Source organism: uncultured Gimesia sp. (genome assembly GCF_963976445.1).
Classification (GTDB): domain Bacteria; phylum Planctomycetota; class Planctomycetia; order Planctomycetales; family Planctomycetaceae; genus Gimesia.
In genome coordinates this window covers 107900-122744 of record NZ_CAXBKP010000021.1, presented here as the reverse complement: position 1 = coordinate 122744, position 14845 = coordinate 107900, and the positions used below count along the sequence as shown (strand labels likewise).

5 protein-coding genes are annotated in these 14845 nt (G+C 48.9%); 1 reads left to right on the top strand and 4 read right to left on the bottom strand.

The window, feature by feature from the left end; translation table 11 throughout:
- Both AAC022_RS20165 and AAC022_RS20160 read right to left on the bottom strand, forming a co-directional pair.
- Positions 1–7407, bottom strand: a 7407-nt coding sequence (locus tag AAC022_RS20165) for a LamG-like jellyroll fold domain-containing protein (protein WP_339733868.1), incomplete at its 3' end; no start/stop codon positions are given.
- A gap of 652 nt (positions 7408–8059) precedes the next feature.
- Positions 8060–9124 (bottom strand): DUF1559 domain-containing protein, encoded by a 1065-nt coding sequence (locus AAC022_RS20160; RefSeq protein ID WP_339733866.1) that lies wholly within the window; start codon positions 9122–9124, stop codon positions 8060–8062.
- A gap of 436 nt (positions 9125–9560) precedes the next feature.
- On the opposite strand from AAC022_RS20160, the gene AAC022_RS20155 reads away from it, so the two are divergent.
- A complete protein-coding gene (locus tag AAC022_RS20155) occupies positions 9561–10052 on the top strand; it encodes a carboxypeptidase-like regulatory domain-containing protein (protein ID WP_339733864.1) in 492 nt (163 codons plus the stop codon).
- A gap of 31 nt (positions 10053–10083) precedes the next feature.
- Here the strand turns inward: AAC022_RS20155 and AAC022_RS20150 are convergent, their stop codons facing one another.
- Together AAC022_RS20150 and AAC022_RS20145 are read right to left on the bottom strand one after the other, a co-directional pair.
- Positions 10084–11538 (bottom strand): DUF1501 domain-containing protein, encoded by a 1455-nt coding sequence (locus AAC022_RS20150; RefSeq protein WP_339733862.1) that lies wholly within the window; start codon positions 11536–11538, stop codon positions 10084–10086.
- Positions 11539–11587: 49 nt separating this feature from the next.
- Positions 11588–14560, bottom strand: coding sequence for a PSD1 and planctomycete cytochrome C domain-containing protein (locus AAC022_RS20145; protein ID WP_339733861.1), 2973 nt, complete (start codon positions 14558–14560; stop codon positions 11588–11590).
- Positions 14561–14845: the final 285 nt, after the last annotated feature.

Here is a 14845-nt window from a genome sequence, read left to right as displayed (position 1 = left end):
GGTGTAAGTAATCGTCGCGACACCTTCACCATTAAAGAATACGCTGCCGTCATTGTCGTTCGTAAAGTGATGCTCTACTGTGCCTGCGGTTCCGCCGAGGATCTCCAGGGTGTCGCCGAGCGTTTCACCGCCGGTTCCTCCATTGAAGATGAGACCATCCACTGGATCAAGCAAACCGCCGGCCGGGTTGGTAACTCGCAATAAGTCATCCCCAAGAAGCCCATTGAAGGTGATCGATGTGATATTGGTTAAAATAACCGGTCCGAGAACGGTTTCTCCTGCTCCACCAACATCAGTGGTTAAGATAAAGGTCGCTGTATTGGCATCAGTGAACATCAGTTCGAGCAGATCGTTTTCACCCGAGCCGTCGATGACGATATCACCGGTTCCGAAGAGTGTGAGATCCTGGAAGGCACCAATGTGTGGCGTAAGGGTGTTCGTATCGACGGCGTATTCTGACGAATTAAATACAGCCGTTGAACCGAAGCCGATAGAAAACTGTTCTGCCAGGGAATCGGTGGGAACGTATGCTGGATCGCTTTCATAGGCAAACAGCGGATCTCCGAAGACGTTAGTTGGGTCCAGAGTCAGGCTTGAATCCAGATCGTTGTCATTGAATACATTGTAAGACACTGTCGCATCGAGAGGAGCAACAACTCCAAAGCCTTGAATTGGGGGCTGGGGAGGTTGTGACTGAATATGCAGATCGATAGTCGTCCCGCTGTCACCTGTAGCAATCATCGTGCCAGGAGCGTCATCCAGATTCCAGTAGGCAATCAGATTTGGACTACCATTTAGTGTAGAACCACCTACGCTATTGTTTCTGATATCATCCAACTGAGGCTGAGTCAGAACTGTATTAAACCAGCCAATATCGTCCATCAGACCATCAAAGAATCGACTGCTGTCGCCAGGGTCACGGCCGACGTTCATCAGACCGCTGATTGTGTTAGTAAAGTGAGCGAGATCAAATCCAGCAAGATTTTGATCAAAGCCTGCCAGGTAACTCACTTCCGCACCATCGACATAAATTCGCATTTCACCGGTACTGGCATCCCACGTGTATTGAATGTTGGTCCACATGCCAGCGAAGGCCGAACTCCCACCATCTTCAATCGTATATTCACCGTTATCTTGAACACGACCAAAGAACTGACCACCGCCGTTCGTGCGATACTGGAATTCAAGGCCACCATCGCCGGGACCTTCAAAGAACTGATTTCGTTTTCCGGTATCATCCATGTTAACCCAGAAGTTGAGGGTTCCCTGAGCGCCTACATCGAATGAGGCATCTTGGAAGGTGGCAAAATCGTCGAGACCATCAAATTCCAGTGCACCACCGAATTGTCCCATTCCTGGTCGGAACTCAGGACCAAAGGGAGAAATCCCATCCGCAACAATATGCATCACAATGCCGTTTTTATTGTCGACGGCAATATTTCCGGCAGCCTGATCGAAGTCCCAGTGGGCGATTAACCGGGCATCTGCTGACAGTGTGGCGACACCACCAGTCCTGATCGCATCGCGGTCAGTCTGATTGAGGGCGGCGTTAAACCAGCCGATGTCATCCATGAGGCCATCAAAGTGCCTGTCTCCACTGGCATCGCGACCGACGGTGATCAATTGGCTTACTGTGCTGACCGCAGATACCCACTGAGTGAGATCTGAATCATAGGTCGTATTGAGGTAGCCGACTTCGACCCCGTCAATAAAGATGTGCATTTCAGGGTTCACGCCACCATTGAAGTCCCACGTATATTGAAGATTCTGCCAGACGTTTTCCGTTCCCCCGGCACTTCCATCTTGAATGGCAAAATTATCTCCACCATTGCCAGCGCGACCTGGAGAACCGTAGAACTGTCCACCCGTGTTTTCACGAAACTGGAATTCAAAACCAGCACTATTCAATCCTTCAAAGAATTGATTGCGACGGCTCTGATCATCCATATTCACCCAGAAACTGAGTGTGCCTGCTGTTCCGACATCAAAGAGTGCATCCTGGAATAGACCAAAGTCATCCACACCATCAAATTCCAGTGCACCACCAAACATGCCGCCGGCCGGGCTCCACAAAGGATCATTCGAAGGTTGAGGGCCATCATACGTGAAGCCGTTAAAGATGTTATCGGTAATGTTGACCGATCCCGGCGAAACGGTGAGTGCCGGATCAAAGTAAACACCACCAGACTGGGCAAAGTTACCAACACCGTTTGTGGTGGCAGAATCCTGCCAGTCAAATGTATTGTGAATGATGTCAATCCCATCCGTGGTCATACCCTGATTGGTAATCGTGACGGTATAATTCTGATCGCCCTGTTCCTGAAACGCGCCCGCTTCCAAACCGTTTCCAAAATAGTTGAATGAAATTTCACCACTGAAGGCTTCGTTGTTTGGATCGCCGAATGTTCCCTGTGGTCCAATGGCGATCGGTCCCCAGCGGAAATGGTCTTCGCGGAATTCATTGCGGGTGATCAGGAAGTTTTCGCCACTGCCGCTATTTCCATCCCGGATGGCAGCACGTCCGAATTTCCCTGCGAAGATGGAATCAGAAATTTCCAGATTGTCGGCATTTTCAAAGACGACAGCACTACGATAGTTGTCACCGAATAACAGGTTGTTAAGAGTTGTATTGTCTCCCGTAGTGACAACCACATATCCACGATAGTCGGTCACTGCGGTGTGAGTTTCCCAACCCAGCTGTGCACCACTGATCGTGACATCATTGGCTGAGATATGGATCACTTCGTCATAGGTTGTGGGAGCGCCGGATTTGCGAATTTCGACATCTTCTTTACCAGCACCAACGATGGAGACCGCCTGATTCAAGTTCAGTGTGCCTGTTGTCAGATAAGTCCCTGCAGAGACGTTAATCGTGGCGCTTACTCCTGCGATCGCAACAGCATCCTGCAGGTCGGCACCGTCGACTGAGCCAAGAACATTGACCGTAGAAGCATTACCGGAAATACTGGCGGCAATAATATCGGCATCCAGTTCAACAGTTCCACTGAGGACTGACAGGTTCCCTGAGCCAATGTCTGTTTCATTTATCTGGAAGGTGACAGTGTCATCAACACCTGCGTTGATGGTTAGATTCGCATTGAATTGCTCGTCCAGTCCTTCCACATTAACGGCATCGATGCCACTGCCGCCGCCGAATTCGGTATTGATTGTTAGGGAATTTGTCGCATTAGCAAATGTGACTGATTCCCCCAGGAAGTCAGAGTCAATAAAGGACTCACCATCATTCACATCACCATCATCAGACAGTGTGATCGTCTCGGCTGCGCCTGTGAACGTAAAGGTACGGTTCGCAACGACGAGCAGGTCCGTTATCGGCTCCAAACCGGTGTAAGTGATGATCGGATCAGTCTGACCATTGATGAAGATCAAACCATCATTGGCATTTTGGAAAACATGTTCCAGCGAATCCAGGGGAGCGCCCGTTCGTGTGAGAACCAGATCATCATCACCGCCGGCTCCACCGTGAAACACAATTTGCAAACCAGTCGTTTCATCAATGCCGGTCAAGTCGAACGTTAAGGTGTCGTCTTCATTGTCTTCGCCGTTAATGACAAGCGGTCCGCCGAGTGAAGCTAACGGAGTATTAGAAATCACGTCTCCGGTGACACTGTCGGTGATTACGATATTTCCGCCTACCAGTGCGATGGTGTAATCATCGGGATTACCATCGGCGGGGAGATCTACTACAGGTGTTGGGTTTTCAACAACAATCGCAACATCGTTCCCATCGCCACCCGCATAAGTCAGATACGCACTTTGCCCCATCACTCCCAGGAAGTCAACGAATTCAAAACCTTCCGAAAGACCGTTATATGTTCCTGTAACCGAGTCGGTATCATCATTGTCGATGATGATAAACTGATCCCCTTCTGAGGGATCAAAACCATCGATCAGATTCAACGCGGCACCACCTAAGTTGACGGTTCCGTTCACGACAAACTGATCGAAGCCGGTTCCCGTGACAGCACTGTTAATTTCGATGTCGAGTGTATCGTCGCCATTCAATGTCAAGTTACCGTTGATGGTGACCTGACCGGGGCTGTTACCAGGAGCGAGAGTAATATCAATTCCGCTAGCATCAACATTTCCGACATAGGTTCCGGCAAGAATATGGATCGTCGCACCATAGGCTGCATTATCAATCGCTTCTTGAATACGGCCCGTTGGTCCGGTCTGGCTGCCTAGTGCGGTGACATTCAGTGTGGAGAAATCACCTTGAAAACCAGTTGTTCCCCCATCGATATCGCTGGCGTTATCCAAGTAGGAAGTGAAGTCAACACCGCCGGTCATCAGACCAGCAACAGTCGCTTCAACTGTAGAACCCCACCAGTTATTGGAGGCGTTCACGATTGCGCCCGCTCCGCTGGTGACACCTGCTGTGTTTCCTGCCAGCGAGTTATTATTGATATTCAGCTGGGCACCAACAGGCAGTCCGCCGAATCCAACTGGTACCAACGCATCAAAGACACTCACGCCGCTATCAAATCCAGTGATCGTATTATTGGTAATATCAATGGCGGCGGTTGAGGAAATCGCCCCCATATCCACATCGTCAGTAGTCACATAGATCCCTGAAGAGAGAGGGGTGCCACCATCACTGCCCACATTACCACCATCGAGTAAGTTCCGTTCAATGTTGATGCTATTTGACGCACCACGCAACCTGATTCCATGTACGGCCGGTGCACCAGCGCCGAATGATCCTGATAAAGTAACAGAATTCTCGTAGATATTAACAGGCGCGTGCGTGAAGGCAGAATCAAGAGTGACTTCAATTTTGCCGTACTCATCCGCGATCAGTCCGACATTACTGGTGATTGTGTTGCCGAAAATGTCAATGTCACTCGCCAGACCACTGCCGCGAATCCAGATTCTGACGGAGGTGCTAGCGGAATTGGTCATCGTATTATTAGAGACCTGAATATTCTCAACGTCGATACCAGTTCCTGTATAATCCTTGTAGATGGCGAAGTCACGAGCATTGTTTTCAAAGATGTTGTCATCGACGGTTGAATCGCGAATTTCTTCGGCATAGACGGCTGTATGAGTACTGTTTCTGAATTCAGAGTGGGTAACTTGGAGATCGCTCACATTGCCGGTGCTGCCATCATTGGCCTGATAAAAACCGAGTAAGTTTGTATCAAAAATCGTATTATCGATATCAATCCCATTACCGACAGCATTTGAGGCAAGCCGGATACCTACATTGGTATTATCGAAGAAACTGTTCTCGACAACCATATCGGTCACTGTGGTGGCATTATGAATTTCAATCCCGCGCGAACTGAAGTCGACAAAATTCACATTATCGACGTGCAAGTTGGCAATGTTACCTGCTGCTAAGTAAGCACGAATTCCTTGTGAACCATTCTGCAGTGTCATGTCCTGGAACGTCACGTTACTTGCTGTGACTGTAAACAAGACACCGGTGTGATCAAAGATGGTGTCGGTCGTGCCGGCTCCGTCCAGAGTCACGGATTTATTCACGGTCACATTTTCGGCGTAGGTTCCCGCAGCAATATGGATCGTGCCGCCTTCGGCAACATTGTCGATGGCTTCCTGAATTGTGGCAAAGGCATCGTAGCCAAACTCGGTGGCAGGACCTCCTGCGTCTGGATCCTGACCTGGGGTTGGGTTAATGAAGTTATCATCTACGTAGACAACGGTAGGGCCGCTAAACACAAATTCGACTGCTCCAATATCATCAGCGACTCCCACAGGCCGCGTTGTTCCTAATTGATCAACGCTCAACGAAGTGGCTCCGTTGTTAACGGCATCACTGCCTGCATTGGGAACACGCGTCTGAATGTATGCTGTATTGCCAGGAGCACCAACGGTTTTACCATTAGCCGTTAACGCAGCCAGATTGGCAGCGGTCCCGATAATATCAGAAGTCAGGGTGGAGAACAGATAACCAGGGGCATCAAGCATAGTTCCGTTAATTAAATTGTGTCCTAATGAAGTCATCTGTGTTTCGGAACCGGTTAAGGTTGCTATTTGAGCGCCACTGTTTCCATCTAGGATTGTATTCTCAAGACGCAGTTCTCCCAAGTGGTTGCTACTGAAAATGGCGATTCCACCAGTTGCCGTACCACTTACCATTCCATTGGCAGTATTGTCGGTAATAGTTGCGCTATCGACTGTCAGTATGGTGTTATTTGCATTAATGGCGCCTCCGAATTCGGCGCTATTATCCGAAAATGTACTGTTTTGGATAGTAGCGATATTCACAAAAGTACCATCGGGACCAAGTCCCCCTGGCCCGAAGAGTCCCCCTCCATTAAAACCAATTGCACCACCAGACCCTCCAGAACTAGAAGCAGAATTATTCAGAAAGGTCGATCCAGTGATTCTCGTTTCTAATACGTTATTAAGATCACCACCATCTGCTCGAATGGCACCACCAATGGCAGAGCTAGCTCCGTTCGTTGCCTGATTTCCTACAAACAGGGAATCAGTGATATTCAGAATCGTGTGTACATTTGATCGACCCGATGGAGATTCATGACATTGGGCCGAAATTGCGCCACCACCGGCACCGCCATTGGTAACATTATTTTCGAAGTAGCAGTCATTGATATTCAAAATACACCCGTCGGATCTGTAAGCAATGGCACCGCCACCACCTCCGACTCCACCACCTGTTGTTTGATTGCCAATAAAAGTGGAACTGGTGATTTCGAATACAATGTGATCAGGGATGCTGTTAAAGAGTTCGATGGCGCCACCTCTTGCGCCGGGAGCTGTCGCGATGTTATTTGTGAAAAGACTGTCTCGAATCCACAAGTCTGCATTTTGCGTGGTTACGGCTCCCCCAAAGAGTGCCTGATTCCCATCAAACTCCATATTATCCAGAGTGAGTATGGGACGGGAGGCAGAGCCCACCATGGCGATGGCGCCTCCCCAATTAGAGGCGATGGTCTGATTGCCTAGCCCGTCAATGATTCGCATATTTGAAAACGTAGCGTGGCCATCAACATTGTTGACAAGGAACACGGTAAAGCTGTTATCACCAGTGATTGTAATTTCATTCGTGGCTCTATTGCCGTCTGTATCGCCGTTGATGTTAATTGATTGATCTATTAACAGTGTATCGCCAACATTGATCGTACCTGTGAGACCGGCCTGAAATACAATTTCGTCTGAACCAGCGCTGGCGTTAGCTTGAGCGACAGCCTCAGCTAATGAACCGGCTCCTGCTGCATCGGTGTTCAAAACTGTAAACGTCGTCAGCAGCGTTCGGTCTTCCAGCGCTTCCGTGGTTGAGATCTGGTTATTGACAATTGCCTGCCAGCGTCGACGAATCGCGCGGCGATCGCGGGATCGAAAGAGGGGGCGTTTTTTGATGCGGGAAGTAAGAGTGTTGAGCCAGTTGGTAAGTAGCATTCTGTCATTCCTTGTAGGGCAATCAAAAGATGCGGGGGATGGATTATTTTAGATGGTTTGGTAGAAATAAAGTGTTGAATGAACGCACAAAATAGCGGACACTCTTTCGTAGGAAAAACACAGCCATTCAGGTTAAAACCCCTCCTGACTCAGTTAGCCTATTGTTTACATAGGTACTAGAGTTACCTGATTCATCTGTTCATTTCCACTGTAATAAATGTCATATTCTTCTTTTTTTAACAGTTTTACTATTATGTTCATCGAGAAAGACATGTGAACGTATGTGTTGCTTTAAGTGGCTTGACTGGCTTCTGCTACAGAGAGATCAAACAGGTGGAGGGGTTCAGTTCGGTAACCAGTCAGTGTTTTTTACCTATACATTATTATGAATTCGTTGTTCTTTAGTCTGTTGGCTGGTGCGTACCACTAGTTGATTTGGGGGATTAACTAGAGGTCAGAGGGGGGAATCATAGCGATCCGCGAATGCCTGGTCATGACCAGGATGAAACGGGATTGCACCAGAGGAGTCAGGAGAAGTGGTTCGTTGCTTTTTCTATTGTGAACCCAACTGAATATAAAAAAACCCTCTTCACTCTGAGAGCGAAGAGGGTTTTTAAAATGTGTCAATCACGATTTATTTAAGAATTGTGATTTAGAATTCACCAATGACTTCTTCTGAGTCCTTTGTTCCTAGAGCACCCCACGTACCATAAGGACTGGAAATCGTTGTAGTGGGACTTGGGCTAGGCTGGCTTAAGTCACCGGTATCAATATTTTCAGAGACAAAGCGAACGGCGCCATCGGCCATCAGGACATGCACGCCACCGGTATGGAGGCTGGAAGGGGCAAGCGCGGCTGTGCCTGAGTCCGCGTTTACATTTGTGCCTGCGGCACATGAAGGAGCATTGGGGGGAAGGATCGTCATGAAAGCACAACGTTCTGCCTGTCCGTCCCATAATGAGGTCCCATGCTTCGCTTTGACTTCAGTTCCACTGACCCATTTCGAACCTGAAGCCAAGGTCATGCAGGACCCAGGATTGTTTGCGGGATCTTGACCCAAGGCAATCCCTTCTACTCGTTTCCGTCCGGCATTGCTTACATTGGGCGCATAATTGGCGCGGACATGCTCACTCATGGCGATGGTGTTGCTGGTTCCATCAGTAATGTCTCGAATTCGTGTTCCATATCGAGACGGAAACATCCCACGCGAGTTGGTTCCATTGATGCCGGTTGCAGAGTCTCCTAAGCAAAACACATAATTCTGTGCACGAATCGTCTGTTTACTACTATCGGACGGGCACATCAGCATCGGCAGAGTAACATTCCAGCCGCTCCAGCCACACCAGGCACACGGGCCGAAGGGATAAATGGGTGTGCCAGCGGTGGGATCTCCTGCAGCAATTTTGTTAAACAAAGGAGCTTGATCCATGTAAGGCAGCAGTCCGACATAGCCACTCAAACGGGAAGCGTTTGATGAAGAACTGCTTCCACCCGTACCTCCTCGTCGCAGAACAAACATCCCGAAGACATCGTGGTAGTTATGCAGTGCCAGTCCGAGCTGTTTTAAATTATTCTTGCAAGTGGATCTACGGGCTGCTTCTCGTGCCTGTTGGACTGCTGGTAACAACAAGGCAATTAAAATCGCGATAATGGCGATCACAACCAGCAATTCAATTAATGTGAATCCCTTACGTATGTTTTTCGATAAACTCTTCACCAAAGATTCTCCTTCTTAAATACGAAATAGATTTGATCCCTACTACGGCGCTTTGTAAAAAGGGATACAGGAAATAATTTCCCGGAAAAATAATTCAGAATGAAGTTCGCGGATGGAAAGGAAGGCGGGAAGCTATTTTAAATTAAAACAATGTCTCACTCACCCACAAAGAGAAGAGCCCGTTCAGGCTCAGGGTATTAATATAAGCATGAACGCTGCTCATACTTATATTAATCTCACTCTTTATATTATATAGCCAAGACAACTAAATATACTAGTTCCTTTCTTGATGATTCCAACTATGATAATTAAAGTTGATCGAGATTGCAGTGATGTTCCCCTGCATGATTCAGCACGGGGCCTCTAATTTGTGCGATACAACTTAATTAAAGTTGTTGCTTTATCTGTGTGTGTATTTGTTTAGATAGTAGGTTATATGATGCGAAATAATTTAAGTAATCAATTTACAAAAGTATCTGGCTGTCTATCGATCGTTTTGATTGCCTCCTTGCTTGGTTGTGGTGGAGCTGAAGACACGCGTCCGGTAAGAAATTCTGTTTTTGGAACAGTGACGTATCAGGGAACGCCTGTTGAAGGTGCCGTCATTACATTTCGCCCTGCTGGTCCAGAAGGTCAAACGGCAAACGGCCGAACGGATGAGACAGGTACCTTTCAGATGGGGACATTCGAAGGAAGTGATGGCGTTGTGCCGGGAGAGTACACGGTGATGATTACCAAGCTGGAAGCAGCCAGTTCAAGTCAAGCGCTGCCAGAGGATGATCCCAATTATGATCCCAATCCCAAAGCAGAAGCACCTCCGAAGAATCTTCTTCCGAAAAAATATGCAAACGCTGATACGTCAGAATTGACTGTCTCTGTTCCTGCCGGAGAAGATCTAACTGGCTTGACGTTTGAATTAAACGACTAAAAGCTGCGGGATAAAATTAATGCTGGCAGAGTTACGCCAGAATTTCCTTGATCACACGTGGGTTGTTGCCCACGCCAGTCAGGCGTTCGTTCAAGCCATTTCTGGGAATAAAGAGTTCTTCGTGGTTTAAGCCCAGGAGATGCAGCATTGTGGTGTGCCAGTCTGGCACACTGACCCGGTTTTCGACGGCAGCAAAACCCAGTTCGTCAGTCGCTCCCCAGGTCAGCCCGCCTTTAACACCGCCGCCTGCCATCCAGGTGCAAAGCGCATTCTTATTATGATCGCGTCCCGATTTGCGTTCGTCTTTATCTGCTGCCAGCTGGGCGATCGGCAGACGGCCCATTTCGCCACCCCACATGACGAGGGTTTCGTCTAATAAACCACGTTGTTTCAAATCTTTCAGTAAGGCAGCCACCGGTTGATCGGTCCGCTGACAAGCATCTTTCAGGCTGGTTCCAATCGCGCTGTGCGTATCCCAGATTTGACTGTTGATAAATAACTGCACGAATCGGACTCCTCGTTCAACAAGCCGGCGGGCAATCAAGCATCTCCGCCCGTACGATTCAGTGACTGGTTGACCGATGCCGTACATTTTTTGTGTTTCTGCAGTCTCCTGTGAAAGGTCGAGTGCATCCGAAGCCGCAATCTGCATCCGTGCTGCCAGAGCATAAGTCGAAAGACGCGCTTCCAACTGCTGGTGGTGTGCATGTTTTCGTTGATGGATTTGATCTAATCGCGTAATCAAATCTCGCTCGAGTTTGGAGACCGCTTCGGGGTGATCGTAACCGGGCTTCAAGTTCAACACCGGAGAACCCGTTGCACGGAAGCGTGTGCCCTGATGTTGTGCGGGCAGAAAACCGGCCTGCCAGTTTTCAATTCCATTGACGGGCAGACCGAGTGGGTCATCCAAGACGACATAAGCAGGCAGGTTTTTATTTTCGCTTCCCAGTCCGTAAGAGGTCCAGGCACCGAGAGCCGGGTGGCCTGGAAACTCACTGCCCGACTGAATTTTGTAGAGCGCGGGTTCGTGAGTTAAATTGGTGGTATACATCGAACGAATCAACGTGAGTTCATCCACCTGGGTTGCCAGGTGAGGCATGACGTCAGAAACCCACATCCCCGATTCCCCATGTTGGGCAAACTTAAATGGGCTTCTCATCAGAGCACCCGCTTGCTCAGGAAATTCGACTTCCCCCGCGATTTTATCGAAGTGCTGCTTACCATGAAATTGATCGAGTAACGGTTTGGGGTCAAACAGATCCATCTGGCTCGGCCCTCCATTCATAAATAAATGAATGACTGACTTGGCACGTGGTTTATGGTGCGGACCGAACGAGGGAGTCTCCTGGTGGGGCTGCGGTTTTGAATCGGCATAGAGATCCTGCTGTAACAGCCAGGTTAATGCCGCGCCCTGAAGACCGGTGGAGATTTGTTGAAAAAAACTGCGTCTCGGGATTTGATTTAGAATGCCGTGATTTTGTTTCATGTGACGACGCTTCCTCTTGGATCGTTTGGGATACGCTGTGCTGGTTCGATTAATCGATGTATTGAAACTCTGCCAGATTAAAGATCGCGTGGCAATAATTTACCAGCGCCTTTTGGGTGATGTCGGTTTGCGCTTTCTTTTGAGGGTTTGTCTCGCGCCATTCGGCTGCCAGTTGTTTCAGTGCGGCAACACCAATCTGTTCCTCTGCTGCAGTCGGATTGCGGCCAAACGATTTCAGATAAACCTGTCTCACTTGCGGCAGCAGATCGGTTCCTGCTGCCTTCTGAATTTGGTTTGCAAAATGAACCGCCAGCTGATGGACCATTTGATCGTTCATTAAATGTAGCGCCTGCGGTGCGACAAGTGACTCACCCCGACGCAGACAATTCGGTCCCATTTGCGGGGAGTCAAAATTATCCAGCAGGGTGGGGATCTGTGTGCGGCGCTGGAGTACATAAATACTTCGTCGCCAGCCACGGTCAGATCGTTTCGACGTCACCAGGCCATCGGGGCGAACCTCGACCGGATCAGCCGGGCCAAAGGGAGTTTCATCTAACTGGCCGGAAAGGTAGAGTAATGTGTCTCTGAGAACTTCCCCTTCCATTCGCTTCAACGGCATCCGCGAAAAAAGACGTCCATCAGGATCAAGCCGAAGTGCCTGTTCGCTGATAACCGAACTCTGTCGATACGTATTCGATGTGACCATTAATCGATGCAGGGCTTTGAGGCTCCAATCCTGACGCACAAACTCATTGGCAAGCCAATCCAGCAATTCCGGGTGAGAAGGTCGTTCGCCCGCATGACCAAAATTGCCCGGCGTATTGACAATGCCTCTTCCGAAATGATGCAGCCAGATTCGATTGACGATCACTCGCGCTGTCAAAGGGTTATCTGGCTGGGTTAACCACTGAGCAAAGGCGAGACGAGGTCCGACTGGTTTTCCTTTTTTGTCTGGAGTGGTGATTCCAAATGGTTGACTACTTTTTGTGAGAACCGCAGGCACACCCGGTTTAACGGGCCGCCCTGGAGTGAGATAATTGCCACGCTTCAAAATATAAGACGGAGAAGGGGACCCACGCGACCACAGTGCCCGAATGCGGGGTTCCGACATGCGTTTCGCTTCAACTGTTTTGATCTGAGTCTGTAGTTTCTCAGACATCTGTTGATATTCGGGATTGAGTTTCTTAAGTTCTTCCGGGGCAATCTTGATTAGTTGTTCGTGCTTCTTCAACAGTTTCGTCTGCTCAGCCGTATGTAATGACTTGTCATTCGAGAAGGCAATTAAGATCTGTTTTCGATCCATGTCTGGCAACGTCTGAATTTTTTTCTCCCGTTGCACTTTCAGGGTTTTGGCAGTGAGATCATTTAACGCTTGCTTGATCTGCTCTACTTGTGCTGTCAATTGTTTCTCATGGTTTTCATAATGGCTGCGTTCTTCTGGCATTACATGCGATAGCGTGCGTGGCCCTTGTGATTTCAGCCAGTCGTGCTCATCGTACGCTTCCTTAAAGATCGCCGTCAGGCGGTAATAGTCACGTTGCGGAATGGGATCGAACTTGTGGGAATGGCATCGCGCACATTTTAATGTCAATCCCATCACGGCCGACCCCAGAATATCCATTTCATCAGAGATGACTTCCAGGCGATCCGGCACGAAATTGGTAATGTTGGCAAAGGTCCGGTCAGGAGCGGTCCTCAGGAAACCAGTCGCGACCAGACAATCATAGGCTTCTTGTGTGATTTCTTTAGATTGATAATCGACGAGTTCATCGCCGGCGATCTGCTCCATCAGAAAACGGGAATAAGGTTTGTCCTGATTGAACGCACGAATGACATAATCGCGGTAGCGATACATGTGCGGCCGTACTTTGTCTTGGTTCTGAGCCCCTTCTGAATCAGCATAACCGGCGACATCCAACCAGTGACGTGCCCAGCGTTCCCCATAGCGGGGCGATGCCAGCAGTCGATCCACCAGTTTTTCATACGCGAGCGGATCAGTGTCATTGAGAAATAGATTGATTTCATTCGGCGTCGGCGGCAGGCCGGTCAGATCAAAATACAGGCGGCGGATCAGTGTGCGCTTGCCTGCTGTCGGAGCGAGTGTCAGTCCCCGTGCTTCCAGTTTGTGCAGAATCAATGCATCAATGGGATTTTTAACCTTGTCACGTTGTTTGACTTGAGGAAGTTGTACTTGGGCGGGAGGTTGAAACGACCAGAATTCTCGATCTTTGTCCGATACCAGCGAATCAGACAACCTCGTTTCATCGACCGGGTTCTCTTTCTGCTCAGGTAACTGGAGTGTGATCCATTGTGAGAGCAAATCCAACTCGTTGGCTTCCATCGGTTTCACACTGACTGAAACCAGCTTCCGTCGTGGTGGCATCTCGCCGGACTTGATTCGCTGGATGATCAGACTCTCTTCCGGTTTTCCCGAAACCAGCGCAGGTCCGGACTTCCCACCTTTGAGGATCGACTCCTTTGTACGCAAGTCAAGGCCCGCTTCCTGCCGACGGCCACCATGACAGGCGACACATCGCAAATAGAGCAGGGGCACAATATCATGTTGCGTGACCGCTGGCGCGGATGAGACTGCTTCCCGAAACTTCGCACCGCCGGCGATCCAATGACGCAGCGATTCTAATTGATTCTTGCTGAGGTGATCTTTCTCATCAGGCGGCATTTCCTCCGCTTCGATCATCTGGAATAACAGACTTGCCTCTGGATCTCCCGCCTGCACGATCCGCCCGGATTCACTTCCCGCAAGAATTCCCTGCGCGGTACTCAGGTCAAGCCCGGCCTTTTTGGTTTTGGGATTATGGCAACGGACGCACTTGGCTTTAATGATCTTCTGAGCAGACGATTCATAGAAAATCGGGGTAGGTTCCGCGGCTTGTGATATGGTGCCGGTAACTGCCCAGAAAACTACCCAGAGAACTACCCAGAGCAAAATCGAAAAAATGAGAATCGGCAGGCGATTCAAAAATAGCAGGCGCGCTATTTGGGTTAGCGGTTTATGAATCATAGTCTTTCTCCGAGATCCAATAATCCAGACATGATAAGATTAGAGTCTGGCTCAATTCTTCGTCAAAAACAAGTCCTATGATAGTGCAGCGGAATTACTTCCAGTGTAAATCACAAAGTACCCCAGTTTATCAAAAATGCTGGTGAGGAAACTCTTAGCTGATGTAACAAAATAAGATCTCTACAAAGAATTCATTCAGAGATTTAAGTCACTTGCTCAAGTCGCGACAGAAATGTTTTCACGTTCTGTACTGATTATTTAATTGATTTAGCAGAACGATTAACA